A 21,983-nucleotide genomic window follows, 5' to 3' on the forward strand; every position below is an offset into this window, starting at 1 on the left:
GACTACCCTGCGGGCATGCTGCATCTGCGCCTGATCACCCCGACCGACCGGACAGACGACGTGGTGCGCCTGATCGAGGACACGGTCGGGTGCACCCACCTCGTCGTCGTACCGGGTGCCGCCCGCAACCCGGCCGGAGACGTCGTCATGTGCGACGTGGCACGCGAGGCGGGTGACGAACTGATCGGCGCGCTAAGGGCGTTGGACCTCGACCGAACCGGCTCCATCGCCGTCGAGAACATCGACCTGTCGCTCTCCGAGCGCGCCGACAAGGCCGAGAAGGACGCGCCGGGAGAGTCCGCCGACGCGGTCCTCTGGGAGCACCTGACGGACGCGACCCACGAGGAGTCGACGCTCTCCTTCACCTACGTCGCCTTCATCACCCTCGCCACGATGATCGCGGCCTGCGGTGTGGTCCTCGACAACGCCGTCCTGATCGTCGGAGCGATGGCCGTCGGCCCCGAGTTCGGCCCGCTGGCCGGCATCAGCACGTCCATCGTCCAACGCCACCCGCGCCTCGCCCTGCGCTCCCTGATCGCGCTCCTCGTGGGCTTCGCGGCGGCCATGGCGGTGACGGTCGCCTTCAGCCTCTTCATGGACGCGCTCGGGTACTTCACCGAGGCCAAACTGGAGGCCGACCGCCCCAACACCGCCTTCGTCTACGCCCCCGACGCCTTCTCCTTCATCGTGGCGGTCCTGGCGGGCATCGCCGGCACCCTCTCCCTGACCTCGGCCAAGTCCGGAGCCCTGGTGGGCGTGGCCATCTCCGTCACCACGGTCCCGGCCGCCGCGAACGCGGCGGTGGCCCTGGCCTACGGCGACACGAAGCAGACGGTGGGCTCCACGGAGCAACTGCTCCTCAACCTCCTGGGCATCCTCCTGGCCGGCACCCTCACCCTGCTCCTCCAGAAGTGGCTGTGGTCCAAGCCCCGATAGGGGCGCGGGGCTGTGCTGATATGCGGCTACCGCCGCGTGGGCGCGACAAGCCACGACGAACCCGCGGCCCGCAACCCACAGAACCCCACGCCCCTACCCGGAAAGCACAACCCCGGACCTACCCGGAACGCACAACCCCCGGCCCTACCCGAGCGCCGACTTCACCACATCAGCCAGCCGCCCGGCCACAGCCCGAGCCTGCTCGATGTCGGCCGCCTCCACCATCACCCGCACCAGCGGCTCCGTCCCGGACGGCCGCAGCAACACCCGCCCCGTGGACCCCAGTTCGGCCTCGGCCTCCCCCACAGCCACCGCCAGCTCCGCGGACGTGGACACCCGCGACCGGTCCACGTCCGGCACATTGATCAGCACCTGCGGCAGCCGCTCCATCACCCCGGCCAGCTCCTGGAGCGTACGGCCGGTCTGCGCGACCCGCCCCGCCAGCAGCAGCCCCGTCAGCGTGCCGTCACCGGTCGTCGCGTGGTCGGAGATGATCACGTGCCCGGACTGCTCGCCCCCGAGCGCGTACCCGTGCTCCTTCATCTCCTCCAGCACGTACCGGTCGCCGACCGCGGCCTGCACCAGCCGCAGCCCCTCCCGCTCCAGCGCCAGCTTGAACCCGAGGTTGGACATCACGGTGGCGACCACGGTGTCGGACCGCAGCACGCCGCGCTCCCGCATGGCCAGCGCGAGGACGGCGAGGATCTGGTCCCCGTCGACCTCGTTGCCCTCGTGGTCCACGGCCAGGCACCGGTCCGCGTCCCCGTCGTGCGCGATCCCGAGGTGCGCCCCGTGCTCCAGGACGGCGGCCTTCAGCGGCCCGAGGTGCGTCGACCCGCACCCGTCGTTGATGTTGAGCCCGTCGGGCTCGGCCCCGATCGTGACGATCTCGGCGCCGGCGCGGGTGAAGGCCTCCGGCGAGACCCCGGCGGCGGCGCCGTGCGCCTCGTCGAGGACGATCTTCAGGCCGTCGAGCCGGTGGGGGAGGGCCGAGAGCAGGTGCTCGACGTACTGCCCGAAGCCGTCGTCGTAGGACCGGACGCGCCCGACGCCCGCCCCCGTGGGCCGCTCCCAGGGAGCCCCGGTGCGGTGCTCCTCGTAGACGCCCTCGATCTTGTCCTCCAGCTCGTCGGCGAGCTTGTGACCGCCGCGGGCGAAGAACTTGATCCCGTTGTCGGGCATCGCGTTGTGGCTGGCGGAGAGCATCACGCCGAGGTCGGCGCCCAGCTCGCCGGTGAGGAACGCCACCGCGGGGGTGGGCAGCACACCGACGCGCAGCACGTCGACGCCCGCGCTGGCGAGCCCGGCCACGACGGCCGCCTCCAGGAACTCCCCGGACGCTCGCGGATCCCGCCCGACCACCGCCACCGGCTTGTGGCCCTCGAACGTTCCCGCCTCGGCGAGTACGTGTGCCGCCGCGACGGAGAGTCCGAGCGCGAGCTCGGCCGTCAGATCCGCGTTGGCGACACCGCGCACGCCGTCCGTGCCGAAGAGTCGTCCCACTGTGGTGTCCTCCGAAATTGCTCAGAATGTGCGGCTCGTACTGATGGTCACGAGTGTCCCGGCATTCCCCTGACCAAGTACATCCCCTGAGACTGTCCTCCCCCTTTCGGGGTTGTACCGACAGTCTGTGTATAAGCCTGCGATGAAGAGACGCGTGCTGGTACGCCTGCCAAGCAAACCGCCCCGGCGGCACGGATACGTGCCACCGGGGCGATACGCGCAATGCGCGACGCACGCGGATCGCGCCCAGCGGCGCGAGCGCGGTTTAGCGCTTGCTGTACTGCGGAGCCTTGCGGGCCTTCTTCAGACCGGCCTTCTTGCGCTCGACCGCACGGTCGTCGCGGCGGAGGAATCCGGCCTTCTTGAGGGCGCCACGGTTGTTGTCGACGTCGGCCTCGTTCAGCGCGCGGGCGACACCGAGACGGAGCGCACCGGCCTGACCGGAGACACCGCCACCGGCGATGCGGGCGACGACGTCGTAGCGGCCCTCGAGCTCCAGCACCTTGAAGGGCTCGTTGACTTCCTGCTGGTGCACCTTGTTGGGGAAGTAGTCCTCAAGGGTGCGACCGTTGATCTTCCACTTGCCGGAGCCCGGGACGATCCGGACGCGGGCGATGGCGTTCTTGCGACGGCCCAGGCCGGCGGCCGGCTGCGGGTCGCCGAAGCGGGAGGCCATGGACTCGGAGGTGTACTCGCCCTCGACGGGGACGTCCGACTCCGTGGTGTAGCTGTCGATGTCAAGCTCTTCGAGCGGCTGCTCGGCAGTGGTCTCGGCCACGATTCTCCTCAGATCTTTTCTGTTTGGGGGTGTGGCCGGAACTACTGCGCGACCTGGGTGATCTCGAACGGCACCGGCTGCTGCGCAGCGTGGGGGTGCTGGTCGCCCGAGTAGACCTTCAGCTTCGAGAGCATCTGACGGCCCAGGGAGTTCTTGGGGATCATGCCCTTGATGGCCTTCTCGACGGCCTTCTCGGGGTTCTTCGCCAGCAGCTCGTCGTAACGGACGGAGCGCAGACCACCCGGGTAACCGGAGTGGCGGTACGCCAGCTTCTGGGTCTTCTTGTTGCCGGACAGGTGAACCTTGTCGGCGTTGATGATGATGACGAAGTCGCCCATGTCCATGTGAGGGGCATAGGTCGGCTTGTGCTTGCCGCGGAGGAGGTTCGCCGCAGTGGTAGCCAGACGGCCCAGGACGATGTCCTGTGCGTCGATGACGTGCCACTGGCGAGTCACATCGCCGGGCTTGGGGCTGTACGTACGCACTTCGCAGCCTTCTTCTTCAGTGGATGGGTGGTGACACATGGCATCACTGAAGCGATCGTGCAGCTGGGGACGACAGTGCCGGGAACGCTGCCCGTATGCCGCCCACTGGTAACTGCTCCAGGGAACCCGCGTAAGGGCTTCTCGCCTGAGAGCGACCAAGCCAGTACGCATAACAATCGGCAAGAGTACTCGCGCCGCCCCGGACGGGTCAAAACGGCCCCGGGACCGACCCCCACGGCACCCGTTGATCCACTTCGCCCACGGGTTCGATACGATCCGGCCCCACGTGCCGCGAGGCACGCGGTTCAGGCATGCAAGCTGCAAACCACGGGGTTCACATATGAAGTTTCGCAAGAACGTTGCCGCCGCGATCGTGGCGGCCGGTGTCGCCCTGACCCTGGGCAGCGCCGGCACGGCGTCCGCGTCGAGCCACTACTCGGTGCCCGGCGGCCAGGTGAAGTTCACGTCCGAGGGCGAGATCCTCAAGGTCTGGGACACCAAGGCGGGCAAGACCGGCATCCACGTCGTCGTGGACGACCTGTCCGCGAAGAACCCGACGATGGACACCTGCAGCGTCAAGGGCAAGGGCAAGTCCAAGACCTGCGACATGAAGTTCAAGAACGGCCACAAGCTCCAGATCGACGTCTACTCCTACACGAAGCTGAGCGACCACAGCACGCGCAAGCTCATCGCCAGCTGGAAGGACAAGGCGTAACGGGCGTAACCCGGTACCGGGAGTAACGCGGTACCAAGGCGTGACCCATAACTGAAGAAGGCCTCCCCTCGCCCGTCTAAACTGCGGCCCATGAGCTTTGGGCAGGGGGGGTCTCAGTGGAGCCCCGGGGGTTCCCACAATCCGTGGGACAATCAGTGGAGTTCCTCCAGTAACCAGACCCCGGACTGGGCGTCACTCGCCGAGCAGTCCGAAACACGCAACAGGCGCCGCAGACTCCTGCTGATCGTCGGCGGTGCCCTCGCCACGGTCGGCATAGGCGTCGCCGTGGCGATGGCCGTCGTCAACACCGACAACGGCGGCAGCACCACGGCGAACGGCCCGAACAACCCACCGGTCACGGAGGGCATACCCAGCGCCAGCGCCAAGACCGACCCGTCGTTCGCACCGACGTCGGCCCCGCCCCCGCTGAACCCGAAGGACTTCATCTCCAGCTCGGGCAAGGACAAGGCGCCGATCAGCCCGGACATCCTCTTCCCGGGCTCCCAGTTCACCAAGCGCGAGGGTGTCGTCTACCGCAAGGGCGCCACGGCCTCGACGAAGGACTGCGCCTCAGCCGTCCAGGGCACCCTCGACAAGCTCCTCACGGAGAACGACTGCACCCGCTTCATGCGCGTGACCTACTTCCGGGACAAGGTCGCGACCACCATCGGCGTCGCCCTGTTCGACACCGAGGCCAAGGCGACCAAGGTCAAGGACGACTGGGACAAGCAGAGCACCATCGTCTCCCTGTCCGGTGACGGCGTCCCCGCCTTCTGCCGTACGACGGTCTGCCGCACGACCGCCAACTCCTACGGCCGCTACGCCTACTTCACCCTCTCCGGCTTCACCGACGGCAAGGACGTCACGGAGAAGGACAAGGCCGTCTTCACCGCCGGCGACGACCTCAGCAGCTCCACGTACGGACAGATCCGGCGCCGCGGCGAGACCCAGGCGGCCGCCGCGGCCAACGGGCAGTAGCCCGTCAGAACCCCCGCCGCCCGGGGTCAGCAGCAGCCGGCCCCGGGTACCCCTGGCAGACTCCGCCGGTTCCGCGCCTCCCTGCTCCGCGCGGCCAGCAGCTCGTCCGCCGGGTACCCGACCTCCTCCAGGGTCAGCCCGTGCGGCCGTACGACATGCACGGCGGAGTCCCGTACGCCGGCGGCCAGCACCTTCCCGGGCCATTCGGGCCCCCGGTGGCCGTCCCCCACGAACAGCAGGGCCCCGATCAGCGAGCGCACCATGTTGTGGCAGAAGGCGTCGGCCCGCACGGTGGCGGTGATGATCCCGTCGTCGCCCCGCACCAGGCTCAGCTCCTGCAGCGTGCGGATGGTGGTCGCCCCCTCCCGCCGCTTGCAGTACGCGGCGAAGTCGTGCTCCCCCAGCAGCCGCCGTGCCGCCTCGTTCATGGCGTCGACGTCCAGCGGCCAGTCGTGCCACAGGACGTGACCGCGCAGCAACGGATCGACACCGCCGGGGTTGTCGGTGACCCGGTAGGCGTACCGCCGCCAGATCGCCGAGAACCGCGCGTTGAAGCCGCTGGGCGCCTCCCTGAGCGCCCAGACCCGCACGTCCCTCGACAGGCGCCCCGCGAGCCGCTTCAGCAGCTTCTCGTGGTGCTCACGCCAAACAGCCTCCGGCAGGTCCACGTGCGCCACCTGCCCCCGCGCGTGCACCCCGGCGTCCGTCCGACCGGCCACGGTCAGCTCGAAGGTCTCCCGGGACCGCGTCACGGTCCGCAGGGCGTCCTCGATCTCCCCCTGCACGGTCCGCCGCCCGCCGGCCTGCTTGGCCCACCCGGAGAACTCACTCCCGTCGTACGACAGATCGAGCCGCACACGGACATGACCGGGCTGTACTTCGTCACTCACCCCTGGATCCTCTCAGGTACAAAAAAGCGGGCCCGCTCCCGTAACAGGAACGGACCCACTCAGACGCGCCCCGTTTTTAGGGGCGCGGGGAACTGCGCGACCAGCCACAACGAACCCGCAGCCGAAAACGCAGCCCCCGCGGAGCGCTACGCGTCCTTCGACTCCTCGGCAGCCTCGTCGGCGGCGTCAGCCTTGGTGGTGTCCACCGTGGCCTCAGCGGCAGGCGTCTCGGCGTCCTTGGCGGCACGCTTGGTGGCGGCCTCGGCCTCGCCCGTGGCCTCCTGCGCGACGGTCAGCGCCTCGACCAGCTCGATGACAGCCATGGGCGCGTTGTCGCCACGGCGGTTACCGATCTTGGTGATCCGGGTGTAGCCACCCGGACGGTTCTCGTACCGCGGGCCGATCTCGGTGAAGAGCGTGTGCACGACGCTCTTGTCCGTGATGACCTGGAGCACCTGGCGGCGGTTGTGAAGGTCGCCCTTCTTCGCCTTGGTGACCAGACGCTCGGCGTACGGCCGCAGACGGCGGGCCTTCGCCTCGGTGGTGGTGATGCGGCCGTGCTCGAAGAGCGACTTCGCGAGGTTCGCGAGGAGCAGCTTCTCGTGCGCGGCGCTGCCGCCCAGACGGGCACCCTTGGTGGGCTTCGGCATGATGTTTCTCCTGTGTGTCTGCCCCGGCCGTACTAGGTACCGGGGTCAGTATCCGAGCGGGCGGATGCCCGTCGAAGATCCGGAGACCTTTTCGACTCCGGAGGGTCCGCGCCCCGTAAGGGGCGCGGGGAACTGCGCGACCAGCCACTACGGCCCCGCAGCCGGAATCCGGCTGCTTCGCGGAGCGACTAGTACTGCTCGGTCTCCACGAACCCGGCGTCCGCGTCGTCGTCCGCGCCGAAGGCGTCCGCGGCAGCGGTGGGGTCGAATCCGGGCGGGCTGTCCTTCAGGGCCAGGCCCATGCCGGCCAGCTTCGCCTTGACCTCGTCGATCGACTTCGCACCGAAGTTGCGGATGTCGAGCAGGTCGGCCTCGGAGCGCGCGACCAGCTCACCCACGGAGTGGATGCCCTCACGCTTGAGGCAGTTGTAGGACCGAACGGTGAGCTCCAGCTCCTCGATCGGCAGCGCCAGATCAGCGGCGAGAGCGGCGTCCGTCGGGGACGGACCCATGTCGATGCCCTCGGCGTCGATGTTCAGCTCACGGGCGAGACCGAACAGCTCGACCAGCGTCTTACCGGCGGAGGCCATGGCGTCACGGGGACGCATCGCCTGCTTGGTCTCGACGTCGACGATCAGCTTGTCGAAGTCGGTGCGCTGCTCGACACGCGTGGCCTCGACCTTGTACGTGACCTTGAGAACCGGCGAGTAGATGGAGTCGACCGGGATACGGCCGATCTCCTGGCCCACCTGCTTGTTCTGCACGGCGGAGACGTAACCGCGGCCGCGCTCGACCGTCAGCTCCATCTCCAGCTTGCCCTTGCCGTTGAGCGTGGCGAGGACCAGGTCGGGGTTGTGCACCTCGACACCGGCCGGGGGCGCGATGTCGGCGGCGGTGACCAGACCCGGGCCCTGCTTGCGCAGGTACATCACGACCGGCTCGTCGTGCTCCGAGGAGACGACCAGCTGCTTGATGTTGAGGATCAGGTCGGTGACGTCCTCCTTGACGCCCGGCACGGTGGTGAACTCGTGCAGGACACCGTCGATCCGGATGCTGGTGACAGCAGCGCCGGGGATCGACGACAGGAGCGTGCGACGGAGGCTGTTGCCGAGGGTGTAGCCGAAGCCCGGCTCCAGCGGCTCGATCACGAACCGGGAGCGGAACTCGTCGACGACCTCTTCGGTCAACGAGGGACGCTGAGCGATCAGCATGTGGTGAGTCCTTCAGTCATGGGCACCCACTATTTGATGCCCTTGAGTACTACAAGGGTACGGGCGGTACGCCCCGTAAGAGCCGTACCGCCCGAAAACCTCAGACCGACAAGCGGCCGTACCTCCGACCCGAAGGGTCAGACGCGGCGGCGCTTGGGCGGACGGCAGCCGTTGTGCGGGGTGGGCGTGACGTCCTGGATGGAGCCGACCTCGAGACCGGTCGCCTGCAGCGAACGGATGGCCGTCTCACGACCCGAGCCCGGGCCCTTGACGAACACGTCGACCTTGCGCATGCCGTGCTCCTGCGCGCGACGGGCGGCCGACTCGGCGGCCATCTGCGCGGCGAACGGCGTGGACTTCCGGGAGCCCTTGAAGCCGACGTGGCCGGCGGAGGCCCAGGAGATCACGTTGCCCGAGGGGTCCGTGATGGAGACGATCGTGTTGTTGAACGTGCTCTTGATGTGCGCGTGGCCGTGAGCGACGTTCTTCTTTTCCTTGCGGCGCACCTTCTTGGCAGCGCCCTGACGACCCTTGGGGGGCATCTACTAACTCCTACGGGGAGGTGGTCGGTCCTACAGCGAAGACCGCTGATGAAGCGTTGTCCGCTGAGGACTACTTCTTGCCCGGCTTCTTCTTACCGGCGATGGCGCGACGCGGGCCCTTGCGGGTGCGAGCGTTGGTGCTGGTGCGCTGACCGCGGACGGGCAGACCACGACGGTGACGGAGACCCTGGTAGCAGCCGATCTCGACCTTGCGGCGGATGTCGGCCTGGATCTCGCGACGGAGGTCACCCTCGGTCTTGATGTTGTTGTCCACGTACTCGCGGATCGCGACGAGCTGCTCCTCGGAGAGGTCGCGAACGCGGGTGTTCGGGTTGACGCCGGTCGCTGCCAGCGTCTCCTGGGAGAGGGTCCGGCCGATGCCGAACACATAGGTGAGGGCGACCTCCACGCGCTTGTCGCGCGGGATGTCAACACCGGAAACGCGTGCCATTCAATGGCTCCTGGTGATTGTCGGAGGTCTTCCGCAGAACCGGCTCCCGGCCGCCGTACCAGGTACGAACCGGGTCCCCGGCCTCCGAGCCGGGGGTGTCAGACGCCGTGCGGCGCCTGGGTCCTGCGTATGAACAAATTCAGCTCGCGTCGCGCGAATCCCTGCGATGAAGATGCAGAGGGAGTGGTCGTACGTGCGTCAGCCCTGGCGCTGCTTGTGGCGCGGGTTCTCGCAGATGACCATGACCCGACCGTGACGGCGGATCACCCTGCACTTGTCGCAGATCTTCTTGACGCTCGGCTTGACCTTCATGGGGTGAGGTTCTCCGGGTCAGTGCCACCACCCGCGTCCCGGAGGACCGGGGCACGGAGAGCGGGGGCAAGATCTACTTGTAGCGGTAGACGATCCGGCCACGCGTCAGGTCGTACGGAGACAGCTCCACCACGACCCGGTCGTCAGGGAGGATGCGGATGTAGTGCATACGCATCTTGCCGCTGATGTGTGCCAGGACCTGGTGGCCGTTCTGGAGCTCGACCTTGAACATGGCGTTCGGCAGAGACTCGACGACAGTGCCCTCGATCTCGATGGCACCTTGCTTCTTGGCCACGCTTTGCCCTTCGAATCGACTACCTTGATCGACTCCACGTAACCGAATGAGGACACACGGGAACACGAGAGCCGACGAGTCAGTCTACGCCAGGGCCTCCAGAAACACGAATCCGGGTAAGGATGCCCAAGGTCGAAGATCCTTATGCCGTCAAAGCGCCCGCGCCCCTGCGCAGCCGCTGCGCAGGGGCGCGGGGCTGTGTCAATCTGCGGCTCCGCCGCGTGGGCGCGAGAAGCCCCACCGGACCCGCGCCCGGCACGGCGACCTCAGCCCACCGGATCCGGAGCCGCGACGATCCCGTACTCGGCCAGCTTCGCCTTGCCCCCGTCGGGCGCGGTCAGCACCAACGGCCCGTCCACGGTCAACGCCACCGAGTGCTCCCAGTGCGACGACCACGTCCCGTCCGTCGTCACCACGGTCCAGTCGTCCGCCAGGACCTCCGTCTTCGGCGTACCCAGCGACACCATCGGCTCGATCGCGAGGCAGAAGCCGGGCACCAGCTTCGGCCCCTTCCCCCGCCGCCGCTCGACGTAGTTCAGCAGGTGCGGGTCCATGTGCATCTCGGTCCCGATGCCGTGGCCGCCGTAGTCCTCGACGATCCCGTACTTCCCGCCGCCCGGCTTCGGCTGCCGGCGGATGTACGTCTCGATGGCCCGTGAGACGTCGACGAGCCGGTTCCCCTGCTTCATCGCGGCGATCCCGGCCCACATGGACTCCTCGGTCACCCGCGACAGCTCGATCAGCTCCGGAGCGTGCCCGGACCCCACGAACGCGGTGTAGGCGGCGTCACCGTGCCAGCCGTCGATGATCGCGCCGCAGTCGATGGAGATGATGTCGCCGTCCTTCAGGACGACCTCGTCGCTCGGGATGCCATGGACCACGACCTCGTTCACCGAGGTGCAGATCGTCGCGGGGAAGCCGCCGTACCCGAGGAAGTTCGACTTGGCCCCGTGCTCCGCTAGAACCTTGCGGGCGACCTCGTCGAGATCCTTCGTGGAGGCACCCGGCACTGCGGCCTCCCGGGTGGCCGCGTGGATGGCGGCGACGACCAGCCCCGCCTCACGCATCTTGGCGATCTGCTCGGGACTCTTGATCTGCACCATGGGGGCCTGCGCTCTCCGTCTTCCTTGTCGTCCACGAGGCACGGGATCTCGTTCTCGCGTTTTTGCCTACACAACAGTACGGCCGCGGCGCCCCTCACGGGCACCGCGGCCGACGTACCGACCGACGACCTACTGGTCGTCGTCCTCGCGCTTGAGCGCCTCCATGGCGCGCTGGGTGACTTCCTCCACCGGGCCGAGCGCCGAGATCGTCACCACGAGGCCCTGGGCCTTGTAGTAGTCGATGATCGGCTCGGTCTGGGTGTGGTAGACCTCCAGGCGCTTGCGGACGGTCTCCTCGGAGTCGTCGTCACGCTGGTACAGCTCGCCGCCGCAGGCGTCGCAGACACCCTCCTGCTTCGGCTTCTTGTACGTGACGTGGAAGACGTGGGCGGAGTCGTTGCGGCAGATGCGACGGCCGGCGATCCGCTTGACGACCTCGTCCTCGGGGACCTCCAGGTCCAGCACCGCGTCCAGGTTCATGGACTCTTCCTGGAGCGTCACGTCCAGCGCCTCGGCCTGCGAGACGTTGCGCGGGAAGCCGTCGAGCAGGAAGCCGTGCTCGGCGTCCGGCTGCTCCATGCGGTCCTTGGCCATCGCGATGGTGACCTCGTCCGGCACCAGCTCGCCCTTGTCCATGTAGGACTTCGCGAGCTTGCCGAGCTCCGTCTGCTTGCTGATGTTGGCCCGGAACAGGTCGCCCGTGGAGATGTGCGGGATCGACAGGTTCTGTGCCAGGAACGCGGCCTGCGTTCCCTTACCCGCACCCGGCGGCCCGACGAGGACGATTCGCATCAGCGGAGGAACCCTTCGTAATTGCGCTGCTGGAGCTGGCTCTCGATCTGCTTCACCGTCTCCAGACCCACACCCACGATGATCAGGATGCTGGTTCCGCCGAACGGGAAGTTCTGGTTTGCCCCGAGGGGCGCCAACGCCATTGTCGGTACGAGAGCGATCAGACCCAGGTACAGCGAACCCGGCCAGGTGATCCGGTTGAGCACGTAGCTGAGGTACTCAGCGGTCGGTCGGCCAGCCCGGATTCCCGGGATGAAGCCACCATACTTCTTCATGTTGTCCGCGACTTCCTCGGGGTTGAACGAGATGGCCACGTAGAAGAAGGCGAAGAAGATGATGAGGAAGAAGTAGATCGTGATATGCGCCGGCGCCGCCGTGTCGGCGAGGTTGGCGGTCACCCAACTCGCCCAGCCGGCCGTGGAGTTGGAGAACTGCACGATGAGCGCCGGGATGTAGAGCAGCGACGAGGCGAAGATCACAGGGATGATGCCCGCCTGGTTGACCTTCAGCGGAATGTAGGTCGAGGTGCCACCGTAGGAACGGCGGCCGATCATGCGCTTGGCGTACTGGACCGGAATACGGCGCTGGGCCTGCTCGACGAAGACCACGAGCGCGACCATGACCAGGCCGACGGCCACGACGATGGCGAACTCGATCCAGCCGCCCGCCAGGTCGCCCTGCTCCTTGATCGCCCAGAGGGCGGACGGGAACGTGGCGGCGATCGAGATGAACATCAGGATCGACATGCCGTTGCCGATGCCGCGGTCGGTGATCAGCTCACCGAGCCACATGACGAGGGCCGTACCGGCGGTCATGGTGATGACCATGACCATGGTGGCGAAGATGGAATCGTCGGGGACGATCAAGCCGGCCTGCGCACAGCCGCTGAACAGCGAGCCGCTGCGGGCGGTGGCCACGAGGCCGGTGCCCTGGAGGATCGCCAGGGCCACCGTCAGGTAACGCGTGTACTGCGTGATCTTCGCCGTACCGGCCTGCCCCTCCTTCTTCAGGGCTTCCAGACGCGGGATCACCACGGTCAGCAGCTGCAGAATGATGCTCGCCGTGATGTACGGCATGATGCCGAGCGCGAAGACCGTGATCTGCAGCAGCGCGCCACCGCTGAACATGTTGACCAGCCCGAACAGACCCGAGTTCGTCTCGGCCTGGTCGATGCAGAACTGGACGGCTGTGTAGTCGACACCCGGGATCGGGACGTGTGTGCCGACTCGGTAGATCACGATGATGCCGAGCGTGAAGAGCAGCTTCTTGCGCAGGTCGGGCGTCTTGAACGCCCGGGCGAACGCGGTGAGCACGGTGCCTCCTGCGACCCCCGCGCTACTGCGTCAAGGGTGACGGTTTTGAGATTCTGATGAGGACGACTTACGTAACGTTTAACTGCCTCGGCGAGTGCCCGGATGGGAGCACCCTGTGAAAACGGGCAGCGCAGGTCACCTTACCGGCGAGACTGCTTCCCTTGGAACGACCAACCGGGGATACCCCATTTGTGGGGTATCCCCGGTCGGGATCGCTCAAGTCATCGAGACACCTGGTGTGTTCAGACGAGCTCGGTGACGGTACCGCCGGCGGCGGTGATCTTCTCCTTGGCGGAGCCGGAGACGGCGTCGACCGTCACCTGCAGCGCCACGGAGATCTCGCCCTGGCCGAGGACCTTGACGAGGCTGTTCTTGCGGACGGCACCCTTGGCGACCAGGTCGGCAACGGTGACCTCCCCACCCTCGGGGTAGAGGGCGGCGAGCTTGTCCAGGTTCACGACCTGGAACTCCGTCTTGAAGGGGTTCTTGAAGCCCTTCAGCTTCGGGAGACGCATGTGGAGGGGCATCTGGCCACCCTCGAAGCGCTCCGGAACCTGGTAGCGGGCCTTCGTACCCTTGGTACCACGACCGGCCGTCTTACCCTTCGACGCCTCACCACGACCGACACGGGTCTTCGCGGTCTTGGCGCCGGGGGCGGGACGGAGGTTGTGGATCTTGAGCGGGTTGTTCTCCGCCATGATCAGTCGACCTCCTCGACCGTCACGAGGTGGCGGACGGTGTGCACCATGCCGCGGAACTCGGGGCGGTCCTCCTTGACGACCTGCGTGTTGATGCCCTTGAGACCAAGGGAACGCAGGGTGTCACGGTGGTTCTGCTTGCTGCCGATGTAGGACTTGACCTGCGTAATCTTGAGCTGCGCCATGATTACGCACCCGCCCCGGCACGCGCACGGAGAAGAGCCGCGGGAGCGACGTCCTCGAGGGGCAGACCACGGCGGGCCGCGATCTCCTCGGGACGCTGCAGACCCTTCAGGGCCTCCACGGTCGCGTGCACGATGTTGATCGCGTTGTCGGAGCCGAGCGACTTCGACAGCACGTCGTGGATACCGGCGCACTCGAGCACGGCACGCACCGGACCACCGGCGATAACACCGGTACCGGGGGACGCGGGCTTGAGCAGGACGACGCCGGCAGCCTTCTCACCCTGGATGGGGTGCGGGATGGTGCCCTGGATACGGGGGACCTTGAAGAAGTGCTTCTTGGCCTCCTCAACACCCTTGGCGATGGCGGCCGGCACCTCCTTGGCCTTGCCGTAACCGACACCCACGGTGCCGTCACCATCGCCCACCACGACCAGCGCGGTGAAGCTGAAGCGACGACCACCCTTCACAACCTTGGCGACGCGGTTGATCGCGACAACGCGCTCAACGTACGCGGTCTTCTCGGCGGCAGCTGCGCCGCCGTCACGGCCCTTCCGGTCCCGCCGCTCGCCGCCACCGGCACCGCCACCGCGGCGCTGGGGTCCAGCCATTGGATTTACCTCTCTCTTTCCGCTAGCTACGCAGCGAGCTCAGAACTTGAGCCCGGCCTCGCGGGCGGCGTCGGCCAGGGCCGCGATGCGACCCGCGTACCGGTTACCACCTCGGTCGAACACAACGGCCTCGACACCGGCGGCCTTGGCACGCTCGGCGACCAGGGCGCCGACCTTGCCGGCCTGCGCCGACTTGTCCTCCGACGCACCACGGATCGACGAGTCCAGGGTGGACGCCGACGCAAGGGTGTGACCCTTGAGGTCGTCGATCACCTGGGCCACGATGTGGCGGTTCGAGCGGGTCACGACCAGGCGGGGACGCTCAGCCGTACCGTTGACCTTCTTACGGATCCGGATGTGGCGCCGCTTGATGGCAGCACGCTTGTAAGCGTCGCCCTTGAGGATCTTCTGCCCGTATGCCATGGCTTACTTACCCGCCTTTCCGACCTTGCGGCGGATGACTTCGCCCTCGTACTTGACGCCCTTGGCCTTGTACGGGTCGGGCTTGCGCAGCTTGCGGATGTTGGCCGCAACCTCGCCGACCTTCTGCTTGTCGATGCCCTCGACCTGGAAGCGGGTCGGGGTCTCCACCTTGAAGGTGATGCCCTCGGGCGCCTCGACGGTGATCGGGTGGCTGTAGCCGAGCGCGAACTCGAGGTTCGAACCCTTGGCCTGCACGCGGTAACCGACACCGCTGATCTCGAGCTTCTTCACGTAACCCTGGGTCACGCCGGTGATCATGTTCGCCACCAGCGTGCGGGACAGGCCGTGCAGGGCCTTGCTCTGACGCTCGTCGTTGGGGCGGGTGACGTTCAGAACGCCGTCCTCACCCTTGGCGATCTCGATCGGCGCGGCGACGGTGTGGGTCAGCGAGCCCTTGGGGCCCTTGACCGAGACCGTCTGGCCGTCGATGGTGACGTCCACGCCGGCGGGAACCGTGATGGGGAGCTTGCCAATACGCGACATAGCTGTTTCCTCCGATTCCTTTCCGCTACCAGACGTAGGCGAGGACTTCTCCGCCTACGCCCTTCTTGCCGGCCTGCTTGTCGGTGAGGAGCCCGTGGGACGTGGAGATGATCGCCACGCCGAGGCCGCCCAGCACCTTGGGCAGGTTGGTGGACTTCGCGTAAACCCGGAGACCGGGCTTGGAGATCCGCTTGATGCCCGCGATGGAGCGCTCACGGTTGGGGCCGAACTTCAGCTCCAGGACGAGGTTCTTGCCGACCTCGGCGTCCTCGACCTTCCAGCCCGTGATGAAGCCCTCCTGCTGGAGGATCTCCGCGATGTGAGACTTGATCTTCGATGCCGGCATCGTCACGGAGTCGTGGTATGCCGAGTTCGCGTTCCGCAGACGCGTAAGCATGTCTGCGATCGGATCAGTCATGGTCATGAATTGGCCTTCGGCCTCTCTCGCCGGGGTTTCCTGTATGCGCCATCCCTCTCCCCACTCGGTGGCGGGACGGGTGCGGTGCGGGGACCTACGGCGTAGTAAGTCGTACGGGCGGCAACAGGCGCCCAACCCTCCAAGCCTAAGCCATGGAAGGGAGGGCGCCTGACACGCCCAGTGCTTACCGAGAGCTTCGGGAATCCCTAAAAGAAGGGATTACCAGGAGCTCTTGGTCACGCCCGGCAGCTCGCCACGGTGAGCCATCTCACGGAGGCACACGCGGCACAGGCCGAACTTGCGGTACACGGAGTGCGGACGGCCACACCGCTGGCAGCGGGTGTACGCGCGCACGGCGAACTTGGGCTTACGAGCAGCCTTGGCAATCAGAGCCTTCTTCGCCATCTCGCTCACGCCTCCTTGAAGGGGAAGCCGAGGTGACGAAGGAGCGCGCGGCCCTCAGCGTCGTTGGTCGCCGTGGTCACCACGGTGATGTCCATGCCCCGGGTACGGTCGATCTTGTCCTGGTCGATCTCGTGGAACATGACCTGCTCGGTGAGACCGAAGGTGTAGTTGCCACGGCCGTCGAACTGCTTGGGGGACAGACCACGGAAGTCGCGGATGCGCGGGAGCGCGAGCGACAGGGTGCGGTCCAGGAACTCCCACATGCGGTCGCCACGGAGCGTGACGTGGGCACCGATCGGCTGGCCCTCACGCAGCTTGAACTGCGCGATGGACTTGCGGGCCTTGGTGACGGCCGGCTTCTGACCGGTGATCGTGGTGAGGTCGCGGATGGCGCCCTCGATCAGCTTGGAGTCGCGGGCGGCGTCGCCCACACCCATGTTGACCACGATCTTGACGAGGCCGGGGATCTGCATGACGTTCTCGTACTGGAACTCGTCACGCAGCTTGCCCGCGATCTCCTCGCGGTACTTCGTCTTGAGACGCGGAGTGGTGGTGGTAGCCATCAGATGTCCTCACCCGTCCGCTTGGCAACGCGAACCTTGTTGCCCTCGTCGTCGAAGCGGTAACCGACGCGGGTCACGACCTTCTTGCCGTCCTTCTCCACGACCAGCTGGACGTTGGAGACGTGGATCGGGGCCTCGGTGGTGATGATCCCGCCGGCCTGCGAACCCTTGGCGGTCGGGCCGGCCTTGGTGTGCTTCTTGACCCGGTTGACACCCTCGACCAGGACGCGGTCCTCGCGGGGGAAGGCCGCGATGACCTTGCCCTGCTTGCCCTTGTCCTTACCGGTGATGACCTGGACCAGGTCGCCCTTCTTGATCTTCATGCTTACAGCACCTCCGGCGCGAGCGAGATGATCTTCATGAACTTCTTCTCGCGCAGCTCACGGCCGACCGGGCCGAAGATACGGGTGCCGCGAGGGTCGCCGTCGTTCTTCAGAATGACGGCGGCGTTCTCGTCGAAGCGGATGTACGAGCCGTCCGGACGGCGGCGCTCCTTGACGGTGCGAACGATGACCGCCTTGACGACGTCACCCTTCTTCACGTTGCCACCGGGGATCGCGTCCTTGACGGTGGCGACGATGACGTCACCGATGCCCGCGTAGCGGCGACCGGAGCCACCGAGCACACGGATGCAAAGGATCTCCTTCGCACCAGTGTTGTCGGCGACACGCAGTCGCGACTCCTGCTGGATCACGTCTATCTCCTGATTGTCTGCCGGTTCCCGGCAGGGGCCTCATGTACGAGGCCCCTGCCGAGCCTGGCGGAACTGACCTGCGGATTTACCCCGCAGGAAATTACTTGGCCTTCTCGAGGATCTCGACGACGCGCCAGTGCTTCGTGGCGGACAGCGGCCGGGTCTCCATCAGGAGGACACGGTCGCCGACGCCGGCGGCGTTCTGCTCGTCGTGCGCCTTGAGCTTGCTCGTGCTGCGGATGACCTTGCCGTACAGGGCGTGCTTCTTGCGGTCCTCGACGGCGACGACGACGGTCTTGTCCATCTTGTCGCTGACGACGATGCCCTCACGGGTCTTGCGGAATCCGCGCGCCTCGGTGTTCGTCTCAGTCACGTTGTTCTCGCTCATCAGGCGTTCTCCACCGTTTCGATGCCCAGCTCACGCTCGCGCATCAGGGTGTAGATCCGCGCGATGTCCTTGCGGACCGCCTTCAGACGGCCATGGTTCTCGAGCTGTCCGGTCGCCGCCTGGAAGCGGAGGTTGAACAGTTCTTCCTTGGCTTCGCGGAGCTTGTTCAGCAGCTCCTCGTCACCCAGCTCGCGCAGCTCGGACGCCTTGGTACCGGCCGACATCACGCTTCACCTGCCTCGCGCTTGACGATCCGGCACTTCATCGGCAGCTTGTGGGCTGCGCGAGTCAGGGCCTCACGGGCGATCTTCTCGTTGGGGTAGGACAGCTCGAACATGACCCGGCCCGGGTGCACGTTCGCGATCCACCACTCGGGAGAACCCTTACCGGAACCCATGCGGGTCTCGGCAGGCTTCTTCGTGAGCGGGCGGTCCGGGTAGATGTTGATCCAGACCTTGCCGCCACGCTTGATGTGGCGGGTCATCGCGATACGGGCCGCCTCGATCTGGCGGTTGGTCACGTACGCCGGCGTGAGGGCCTGAATGCCGTACTCGCCGAACGCGACCGTCGTACCGCCCTTGGCCTGACCACGGCGCTTCGGGTGGTGCTGCTTGCGGTGCTTGACCCTACGGGGGATCAGCATGTCGGTCAGGCCTCCGTTCCGGTGCTCTCAGCCGGAGCAGCGGGAGCCTCGGCCTTGGGGGCCTCGGCGCCGGCAGCCTGCTGCGGCTTGCGACCGCGCCGCTCGCCACCGCGGCCACCACGGGCCGGGCGGTCGGCACCGCCGCGCGCCGGGCGGTTACCCGCACGGGCAGCGGCGTTCTCGGCGCGGACCTCGGCGATGTTCTTGACGTCGCCCTTGTAGATCCAGACCTTCACGCCGATGCGGCCGAAGGTCGTCTTGGCCTCGAAGAAGCCGTAGTCCACGTTCGCGCGGAGCGTGTGCAGGGGCACACGGCCCTCGCGGTAGAACTCCGAGCGGGACATCTCGGCGCCACCGAGGCGGCCACCGCACTGGATCTTGATGCCCTTGGCGCCGGCCTTCATCGCCGACTGCATGCTCTTACGCATGGCGCGGCGGAAGGAGACGCGGGAGGAGAGCTGCTCGGCGACGGCCTGCGCGACCAGCTGAGCGTCCGTCTCGGGGTTCTTGACCTCGAGGATGTTCAGCTGGACCTGCTTGCCCGTGAGCTTCTCGAGGTCACCGCGGATGCGGTCGGCCTCGGCGCCACGGCGGCCGATGACGATGCCCGGACGCGCGGTGTGGATGTCCACGCGGACACGGTCACGGGTGCGCTCGATCTCGACCTTGGAGATGCCGGCGCGCTCCATGCCGGACGTCATCATCCGACGGATGGCGACGTCTTCCTTGACGTAGTCCTTGTACAGCTTGTCGGCGTACCAACGCGACTTGAAGTCGGTCGTGACACCGAGCCGGAACCCATGCGGGTTTACCTTCTGGCCCATTACCGGGTTCCTTCCTTGCTGCTGACGACCACGGTGATGTGGCTGGTCCGCTTGCGGATCCGGTAGGCACGGCCCTGGGCACGCGGACGGAACCGCTTCAGGGTCGGGCCCTCGTCGACGTACGCCTCGCTGATGAACAGCGAGGAGGCGTCCGTGTGGTCGTAGTTGTGCGCGGCGTTGGCAATGGCGCTGTCCAGCACCTTGCCGACCGGCACGCTCGCGGCCTGCGGGGCGAAACGCAGGACCGCCTGAGCCTCCGTGGCGTCGAGGCCACGGATGAGGTCCACCACGCGGCGGGCCTTCATGGGCGTGACGCGGATGTACCGCGCCTGGGCCCTGGCTTCCATGGTTGTCCTTCCAGTGTCTGTCATGGTCATTCCACCCCGCTGTTAGCGGCGCTTCGACTTCCGGTCGTCCTTGACGTGACCCCGGAAGGTGCGCGTCGGCGAGAACTCGCCGAGCTTGTGGCCGACCATCGACTCGGTGACGAACACCGGAATGTGGGTCTTGCCGTTGTGCACCGCGATCGTGTGGCCGAGCATGGCCGGGATGATCATCGAGCGACGGGACCAGGTCTTGATGACGTTCTTGGTGCCGGCTTCGTTCTGGGCGTCCACCTTCTTGATCAGGTGGTCGTCGACGAAGGGCCCCTTCTTGAGACTGCGCGGCATCTAAACCCGCTCCTAGCGCTTCTTGTTCGTCTTGCGGCGGCGGACGATGTACTTGTTCGAAGCCTTCTTCGGCGAACGAGTACGACCTTCCTTCTGACCCCAGGGGCTGACCGGGTGGCGACCACCGGAGGTCTTGCCCTCACCACCACCGTGGGGGTGGTCAACCGGGTTCATCGCCACACCGCGAACGGTCGGGCGGACGCCCAGCCAGCGCTTGCGGCCGGCCTTGCCCCAGTTGATGTTGCTCTGCTCGGCGTTGCCGACCTCGCCGACGGTGGCGCGGCAGCGCACGTCGACCAGGCGGATCTCACCGGACGGCATGCGGAGGTGGGCGTAGGCGCCCTCCTTCGCGAGCAGCTGCACGGAGGCACCGGCGGAGCGGGCGAACTTGGCACCGCCACCGGGACGGAGCTCGATCGCGTGGATCGTGGTACCGACCGGGATGTTGCGGAGGGCCAGGTTGTTGCCCGGCTTGATGTCGGCCCCGGGACCGTTCTCCACGCGGTCACCCTGCTGCAGGTTGCGCGGGGCGAGGATGTAGCGCTTCTCGCCGTCGGCGTAGTGCAGCAGCGCGATGCGCGCGGTGCGGTTGGGGTCGTACTCGATGTGCGCGACCTTCGCCGGCACGCCGTCCTTGTCGTGACGACGGAAGTCGATGACACGGTAGGCGCGCTTGTGTCCGCCACCCTGGTGGCGAACGGTCACACGACCGGAATTGTTACGGCCGCCCTTGCTGTGCAGGGGGCGAACCAGCGACTTCTCCGGCGTGGACCGCGTGATCTCGACGAAGTCGGCGACGCTGGAGCCACGACGGCCCGGCGTAGTCGGCTTGTACTTGCGGATTCCCATTTCTCAGTCCTCGTCCGATATCGGACGATCCGACCCGCTTACGCGGTCGGACCGCCGAAGATGTCGATACGGTCGCCCTCAGCAAGGGTCACGATCGCGCGCTTGGAGCCGGCACGCTGGCCGAAACCGGTGCGGGTCCGCTTGCGCTTGCCCTGGCGGTTGAGCGTGTTCACGCCCGTGACCTTGACCGAGAAGACCGCCTGGACGGCCTGCTTGATCTGGGTCTTGTTGGCGTCGGGGGCGACGATGAACGTGTACTTGCCCTCGTCGAGGAGCGCGTAGCTCTTCTCCGACACGACCGGCTTCAGCAGCACGTCACGGGGGTCCGTGAACGCCTTGCTGGGCGCGGTGACGACGGTGTTCTTGCCCTCGGCGGCGTGGCGACGCGCCTTGGCGACGCGCGCGGCCTTGGCGGCCTTCGCAGCCTTGGAGGCAATGCTCGGGTGACGCGTAGCCATCAGGCCTCGCTCCCTTCGGTGTCGGTGGCCTTCGGGCCGGCGACGAAGGACTCGAGAGCGGCCTGGGTGAAGACCACGTCGTCCGAGACGATCACGTCGTACGTGTTCAGCTGGCCCGGCTCCAGGATGTGGACCTGGGGCAGGTTGCGGGCGGAGAGCCACGCGGCCTCGTCGGCACGCTCGACGACCAGGAGCAGGTTCTTGCGCTCCGAGATCTTGCCGAACAGCGACTTGGCGGCCTTCGTGGACGGGGTCTCGCCCTCGATCACGCCGGAGACGACGTGGATGCGGTTGTGGCGGGCCCGGTCGGTGAGGGCGTGGCGCAGGGCCGCGGCCTTCATCTTCTTCGGGGTCCGCTGCGAGTAGTCACGCGGCACGGGACCGTGCACGACGCCACCACCGGCGAACTGCGGCGCGCGGGTCGAGCCCTGACGGGCGCGGCCGGTGCCCTTCTGCCGGTAAGGCTTCTTGCCACCACCACGGACTTCGCCGCGGGTCTTGGTCTTGTGCGTGCCCTGACGGGCAGCCGCGTTCTGCGCGACGACGACCTGGTGGATCAGCGGGATGCTGACCTTCTCCACGCCGAAGATCTCCGCGGGGAGTTCGACGCTTCCGGTCTTCTCGCCGGCAGGCGAAAGGATGTCAACAGTGCTCATCGG

General features: G+C 67.0%; 35 protein-coding genes. 3 read left to right on the forward strand and 32 right to left on the reverse strand.

The annotated features are described in order from the left end of the window. Positions 1–15 precede the first annotated feature (15 nt). Positions 16–936 carry a DUF389 domain-containing protein gene (locus ACZ9QC_RS15695; protein WP_472920708.1) on the forward strand — a complete coding sequence of 307 codons (921 nt, stop codon included), beginning with the start codon at positions 16–18 and terminating at the stop codon, positions 934–936. A 144-nt stretch (positions 937–1,080) separates the two neighbouring features. On the opposite strand, the gene glmM is transcribed toward ACZ9QC_RS15695, so the two are convergent. The 3 genes from glmM to rplM form a co-directional block, all read right to left on the reverse strand. Further along, positions 1,081–2,439 (reverse strand): phosphoglucosamine mutase, encoded by a 1,359-nt coding sequence (gene glmM / locus ACZ9QC_RS15700; RefSeq protein ID WP_472920709.1) that lies wholly within the window; start codon positions 2,437–2,439, stop codon positions 1,081–1,083. 265 nt (positions 2,440–2,704) lie between these two features. Continuing rightward, entirely contained in the window at positions 2,705–3,217 is a 513-nt protein-coding gene (gene rpsI, locus ACZ9QC_RS15705; protein WP_472920710.1) for a 30S ribosomal protein S9, read from the reverse strand. Between the two features lie 41 nt (positions 3,218–3,258). Next, positions 3,259–3,702: a 50S ribosomal protein L13 gene (gene rplM, locus ACZ9QC_RS15710; protein WP_033528354.1), complete on the reverse strand. Its 444-nt coding sequence runs from the start codon at positions 3,700–3,702 to the stop codon at positions 3,259–3,261. Between the two features lie 340 nt (positions 3,703–4,042). On the opposite strand from rplM, the gene ACZ9QC_RS15715 reads away from it, so the two are divergent. Continuing rightward, entirely contained in the window at positions 4,043–4,417 is a 375-nt protein-coding gene (locus tag ACZ9QC_RS15715) for a hypothetical protein (protein WP_472920711.1), read from the forward strand. A gap of 90 nt (positions 4,418–4,507) precedes the next feature. After that, positions 4,508–5,395, forward strand: a complete 888-nt coding sequence (locus tag ACZ9QC_RS15720) for a hypothetical protein (RefSeq protein ID WP_472920712.1) — start codon at positions 4,508–4,510, stop codon at positions 5,393–5,395. Positions 5,396–5,421: 26 nt separating this feature from the next. Here ACZ9QC_RS15720 and truA read toward each other — a convergent pair whose 3' ends face one another. The 29 genes from truA to rplD form a co-directional block, all read right to left on the reverse strand. Further along, a complete protein-coding gene (gene truA, locus ACZ9QC_RS15725) occupies positions 5,422–6,285 on the reverse strand; it encodes a tRNA pseudouridine(38-40) synthase TruA (RefSeq protein ID WP_472920713.1) in 864 nt (287 codons plus the stop codon). Positions 6,286–6,431: 146 nt separating this feature from the next. Beyond that, on the reverse strand, positions 6,432–6,935 hold the full coding sequence (gene rplQ / locus ACZ9QC_RS15730) for a 50S ribosomal protein L17 (RefSeq protein ID WP_467334556.1): 504 nt from the start codon (positions 6,933–6,935) through the stop codon (positions 6,432–6,434). A 188-nt stretch (positions 6,936–7,123) separates the two neighbouring features. Then, on the reverse strand, positions 7,124–8,146 hold the full coding sequence (locus ACZ9QC_RS15735) for a DNA-directed RNA polymerase subunit alpha (protein ID WP_003966937.1): 1,023 nt from the start codon (positions 8,144–8,146) through the stop codon (positions 7,124–7,126). Positions 8,147–8,283: 137 nt separating this feature from the next. Beyond that, entirely contained in the window at positions 8,284–8,688 is a 405-nt protein-coding gene (rpsK, locus tag ACZ9QC_RS15740; RefSeq protein ID WP_003956432.1) for a 30S ribosomal protein S11, read from the reverse strand. A gap of 70 nt (positions 8,689–8,758) precedes the next feature. Further along, entirely contained in the window at positions 8,759–9,139 is a 381-nt protein-coding gene (gene rpsM / locus ACZ9QC_RS15745) for a 30S ribosomal protein S13 (protein WP_128433137.1), read from the reverse strand. 198 nt (positions 9,140–9,337) lie between these two features. Beyond that, a complete protein-coding gene (rpmJ, locus tag ACZ9QC_RS15750; protein WP_003998809.1) occupies positions 9,338–9,451 on the reverse strand; it encodes a 50S ribosomal protein L36 in 114 nt (37 codons plus the stop codon). Positions 9,452–9,524: 73 nt separating this feature from the next. Next, the gene (infA, locus tag ACZ9QC_RS15755; protein WP_003948620.1) at positions 9,525–9,746 is read right to left on the reverse strand and encodes a translation initiation factor IF-1; all 222 of its coding nucleotides are present in this window, start codon (positions 9,744–9,746) and stop codon (positions 9,525–9,527) included. A 266-nt stretch (positions 9,747–10,012) separates the two neighbouring features. Then, positions 10,013–10,849: a type I methionyl aminopeptidase gene (gene map, locus ACZ9QC_RS15760; protein WP_472920714.1), complete on the reverse strand. Its 837-nt coding sequence runs from the start codon at positions 10,847–10,849 to the stop codon at positions 10,013–10,015. A gap of 129 nt (positions 10,850–10,978) precedes the next feature. After that, entirely contained in the window at positions 10,979–11,641 is a 663-nt protein-coding gene (locus ACZ9QC_RS15765) for an adenylate kinase (protein ID WP_215448532.1), read from the reverse strand. After that, a complete protein-coding gene (secY, locus tag ACZ9QC_RS15770; protein WP_472920715.1) occupies positions 11,641–12,954 on the reverse strand; it encodes a preprotein translocase subunit SecY in 1,314 nt (437 codons plus the stop codon). The genes ACZ9QC_RS15765 and secY overlap by 1 nt, the downstream gene beginning before the upstream one ends. 242 nt (positions 12,955–13,196) lie before the next feature. After that, complete coding sequence (gene rplO / locus ACZ9QC_RS15775) at positions 13,197–13,652, reverse strand: 50S ribosomal protein L15 (protein WP_059079051.1); 456 nt, start codon at positions 13,650–13,652, stop codon at positions 13,197–13,199. 2 nt (positions 13,653–13,654) lie between these two features. After that, entirely contained in the window at positions 13,655–13,837 is a 183-nt protein-coding gene (gene rpmD / locus ACZ9QC_RS15780; RefSeq protein WP_003974250.1) for a 50S ribosomal protein L30, read from the reverse strand. A gap of 2 nt (positions 13,838–13,839) precedes the next feature. Continuing rightward, on the reverse strand, positions 13,840–14,445 hold the full coding sequence (gene rpsE / locus ACZ9QC_RS15785) for a 30S ribosomal protein S5 (protein WP_009190144.1): 606 nt from the start codon (positions 14,443–14,445) through the stop codon (positions 13,840–13,842). Between the two features lie 39 nt (positions 14,446–14,484). Further along, complete coding sequence (gene rplR, locus ACZ9QC_RS15790) at positions 14,485–14,868, reverse strand: 50S ribosomal protein L18 (protein WP_215448530.1); 384 nt, start codon at positions 14,866–14,868, stop codon at positions 14,485–14,487. Positions 14,869–14,871: 3 nt separating this feature from the next. Further along, positions 14,872–15,411, reverse strand: coding sequence for a 50S ribosomal protein L6 (rplF, locus tag ACZ9QC_RS15795; RefSeq protein ID WP_184904635.1), 540 nt, complete (start codon positions 15,409–15,411; stop codon positions 14,872–14,874). A 25-nt stretch (positions 15,412–15,436) separates the two neighbouring features. Next, positions 15,437–15,835 (reverse strand): 30S ribosomal protein S8, encoded by a 399-nt coding sequence (rpsH, locus tag ACZ9QC_RS15800; protein WP_007384075.1) that lies wholly within the window; start codon positions 15,833–15,835, stop codon positions 15,437–15,439. A 213-nt stretch (positions 15,836–16,048) separates the two neighbouring features. After that, the gene (locus ACZ9QC_RS15805; protein WP_004571834.1) at positions 16,049–16,234 is read right to left on the reverse strand and encodes a type Z 30S ribosomal protein S14; all 186 of its coding nucleotides are present in this window, start codon (positions 16,232–16,234) and stop codon (positions 16,049–16,051) included. A 5-nt stretch (positions 16,235–16,239) separates the two neighbouring features. After that, positions 16,240–16,797, reverse strand: coding sequence for a 50S ribosomal protein L5 (rplE, locus tag ACZ9QC_RS15810; RefSeq protein WP_055710750.1), 558 nt, complete (start codon positions 16,795–16,797; stop codon positions 16,240–16,242). Then, the gene (gene rplX / locus ACZ9QC_RS15815; RefSeq protein WP_471615250.1) at positions 16,797–17,120 is read right to left on the reverse strand and encodes a 50S ribosomal protein L24; all 324 of its coding nucleotides are present in this window, start codon (positions 17,118–17,120) and stop codon (positions 16,797–16,799) included. The genes rplE and rplX overlap by 1 nt, the downstream gene beginning before the upstream one ends. A gap of 2 nt (positions 17,121–17,122) precedes the next feature. Then, positions 17,123–17,491, reverse strand: coding sequence for a 50S ribosomal protein L14 (gene rplN / locus ACZ9QC_RS15820; protein ID WP_003998823.1), 369 nt, complete (start codon positions 17,489–17,491; stop codon positions 17,123–17,125). Between the two features lie 100 nt (positions 17,492–17,591). Then, the gene (rpsQ, locus tag ACZ9QC_RS15825; RefSeq protein WP_006130775.1) at positions 17,592–17,879 is read right to left on the reverse strand and encodes a 30S ribosomal protein S17; all 288 of its coding nucleotides are present in this window, start codon (positions 17,877–17,879) and stop codon (positions 17,592–17,594) included. Beyond that, positions 17,879–18,103 carry a 50S ribosomal protein L29 gene (gene rpmC, locus ACZ9QC_RS15830; protein ID WP_030671810.1) on the reverse strand — a complete coding sequence of 75 codons (225 nt, stop codon included), beginning with the start codon at positions 18,101–18,103 and terminating at the stop codon, positions 17,879–17,881. The genes rpsQ and rpmC overlap by 1 nt, the downstream gene beginning before the upstream one ends. Further along, on the reverse strand, positions 18,103–18,522 hold the full coding sequence (gene rplP / locus ACZ9QC_RS15835; RefSeq protein WP_004927269.1) for a 50S ribosomal protein L16: 420 nt from the start codon (positions 18,520–18,522) through the stop codon (positions 18,103–18,105). The genes rpmC and rplP overlap by 1 nt, the downstream gene beginning before the upstream one ends. A 5-nt stretch (positions 18,523–18,527) precedes the next feature. Then, a complete protein-coding gene (rpsC, locus tag ACZ9QC_RS15840) occupies positions 18,528–19,346 on the reverse strand; it encodes a 30S ribosomal protein S3 (RefSeq protein WP_055706471.1) in 819 nt (272 codons plus the stop codon). Then, complete coding sequence (gene rplV / locus ACZ9QC_RS15845; protein WP_184904641.1) at positions 19,346–19,693, reverse strand: 50S ribosomal protein L22; 348 nt, start codon at positions 19,691–19,693, stop codon at positions 19,346–19,348. The genes rpsC and rplV overlap by 1 nt, the downstream gene beginning before the upstream one ends. Before the next feature lie 42 nt (positions 19,694–19,735). Next, positions 19,736–20,017: a 30S ribosomal protein S19 gene (rpsS, locus tag ACZ9QC_RS15850; RefSeq protein WP_033528345.1), complete on the reverse strand. Its 282-nt coding sequence runs from the start codon at positions 20,015–20,017 to the stop codon at positions 19,736–19,738. A 12-nt stretch (positions 20,018–20,029) separates the two neighbouring features. After that, entirely contained in the window at positions 20,030–20,866 is an 837-nt protein-coding gene (rplB, locus tag ACZ9QC_RS15855; protein ID WP_230219581.1) for a 50S ribosomal protein L2, read from the reverse strand. A 38-nt stretch (positions 20,867–20,904) separates the two neighbouring features. Next, complete coding sequence (gene rplW / locus ACZ9QC_RS15860) at positions 20,905–21,324, reverse strand: 50S ribosomal protein L23 (protein ID WP_472920716.1); 420 nt, start codon at positions 21,322–21,324, stop codon at positions 20,905–20,907. Next, positions 21,324–21,980, reverse strand: a complete 657-nt coding sequence (rplD, locus tag ACZ9QC_RS15865) for a 50S ribosomal protein L4 (RefSeq protein ID WP_467292106.1) — start codon at positions 21,978–21,980, stop codon at positions 21,324–21,326. Before rplD ends, rplW begins: the two co-directional genes overlap by 1 nt. Between the last annotated feature and the right edge of the window lie 3 nt (positions 21,981–21,983).

The sequence above is a fragment of the Streptomyces sp. HUAS MS02 genome (genome assembly GCF_055702265.1).

Excerpts from the sequence above, each read along its gene's own strand:
- ACZ9QC_RS15695 (WP_472920708.1), top strand. The coding sequence starts at position 16 with ATGCTGCATCTGCGCCTGATCACCCCGACCGACCGGACAGACGACGTG.
- ACZ9QC_RS15715 (WP_472920711.1), top strand. The coding sequence starts at position 4,043 with ATGAAGTTTCGCAAGAACGTTGCCGCCGCGATCGTGGCGGCCGGTGTC.
- ACZ9QC_RS15720 (WP_472920712.1), top strand. The coding sequence starts at position 4,508 with ATGAGCTTTGGGCAGGGGGGGTCTCAGTGGAGCCCCGGGGGTTCCCAC.
- rplQ (WP_467334556.1), bottom strand. The coding sequence starts at position 6,935 with ATGCCGAAGCCCACCAAGGGTGCCCGTCTGGGCGGCAGCGCCGCGCAC.
- ACZ9QC_RS15735 (WP_003966937.1), bottom strand. The coding sequence starts at position 8,146 with ATGCTGATCGCTCAGCGTCCCTCGTTGACCGAAGAGGTCGTCGACGAG.
- rpsK (WP_003956432.1), bottom strand. The coding sequence starts at position 8,688 with ATGCCCCCCAAGGGTCGTCAGGGCGCTGCCAAGAAGGTGCGCCGCAAG.
- rpsM (WP_128433137.1), bottom strand. The coding sequence starts at position 9,139 with ATGGCACGCGTTTCCGGTGTTGACATCCCGCGCGACAAGCGCGTGGAG.
- rpmJ (WP_003998809.1), bottom strand. The coding sequence starts at position 9,451 with ATGAAGGTCAAGCCGAGCGTCAAGAAGATCTGCGACAAGTGCAGGGTG.
- map (WP_472920714.1), bottom strand. The coding sequence starts at position 10,849 with ATGGTGCAGATCAAGAGTCCCGAGCAGATCGCCAAGATGCGTGAGGCG.
- ACZ9QC_RS15765 (WP_215448532.1), bottom strand. The coding sequence starts at position 11,641 with ATGCGAATCGTCCTCGTCGGGCCGCCGGGTGCGGGTAAGGGAACGCAG.
- rplO (WP_059079051.1), bottom strand. The coding sequence starts at position 13,652 with ATGGCGGAGAACAACCCGCTCAAGATCCACAACCTCCGTCCCGCCCCC.
- rpmD (WP_003974250.1), bottom strand. The coding sequence starts at position 13,837 with ATGGCGCAGCTCAAGATTACGCAGGTCAAGTCCTACATCGGCAGCAAG.
- rpsE (WP_009190144.1), bottom strand. The coding sequence starts at position 14,445 with ATGGCTGGACCCCAGCGCCGCGGTGGCGGTGCCGGTGGCGGCGAGCGG.
- rplR (WP_215448530.1), bottom strand. The coding sequence starts at position 14,868 with ATGGCATACGGGCAGAAGATCCTCAAGGGCGACGCTTACAAGCGTGCT.
- rplF (WP_184904635.1), bottom strand. The coding sequence starts at position 15,411 with ATGTCGCGTATTGGCAAGCTCCCCATCACGGTTCCCGCCGGCGTGGAC.
- rpsH (WP_007384075.1), bottom strand. The coding sequence starts at position 15,835 with ATGACCATGACTGATCCGATCGCAGACATGCTTACGCGTCTGCGGAAC.
- ACZ9QC_RS15805 (WP_004571834.1), bottom strand. The coding sequence starts at position 16,234 with ATGGCGAAGAAGGCTCTGATTGCCAAGGCTGCTCGTAAGCCCAAGTTC.
- rplE (WP_055710750.1), bottom strand. The coding sequence starts at position 16,797 with ATGGCTACCACCACCACTCCGCGTCTCAAGACGAAGTACCGCGAGGAG.
- rplX (WP_471615250.1), bottom strand. The coding sequence starts at position 17,120 with ATGAAGATCAAGAAGGGCGACCTGGTCCAGGTCATCACCGGTAAGGAC.
- rpsQ (WP_006130775.1), bottom strand. The coding sequence starts at position 17,879 with ATGAGCGAGAACAACGTGACTGAGACGAACACCGAGGCGCGCGGATTC.
- rpmC (WP_030671810.1), bottom strand. The coding sequence starts at position 18,103 with ATGTCGGCCGGTACCAAGGCGTCCGAGCTGCGCGAGCTGGGTGACGAG.
- rplP (WP_004927269.1), bottom strand. The coding sequence starts at position 18,522 with ATGCTGATCCCCCGTAGGGTCAAGCACCGCAAGCAGCACCACCCGAAG.
- rpsC (WP_055706471.1), bottom strand. The coding sequence starts at position 19,346 with ATGGGCCAGAAGGTAAACCCGCATGGGTTCCGGCTCGGTGTCACGACC.
- rplV (WP_184904641.1), bottom strand. The coding sequence starts at position 19,693 with ATGGAAGCCAGGGCCCAGGCGCGGTACATCCGCGTCACGCCCATGAAG.
- rpsS (WP_033528345.1), bottom strand. The coding sequence starts at position 20,017 with ATGCCGCGCAGTCTCAAGAAGGGGCCCTTCGTCGACGACCACCTGATC.
- rplB (WP_230219581.1), bottom strand. The coding sequence starts at position 20,866 with ATGGGAATCCGCAAGTACAAGCCGACTACGCCGGGCCGTCGTGGCTCC.
- rplW (WP_472920716.1), bottom strand. The coding sequence starts at position 21,324 with ATGGCTACGCGTCACCCGAGCATTGCCTCCAAGGCTGCGAAGGCCGCC.
- rplD (WP_467292106.1), bottom strand. The coding sequence starts at position 21,980 with ATGAGCACTGTTGACATCCTTTCGCCTGCCGGCGAGAAGACCGGAAGC.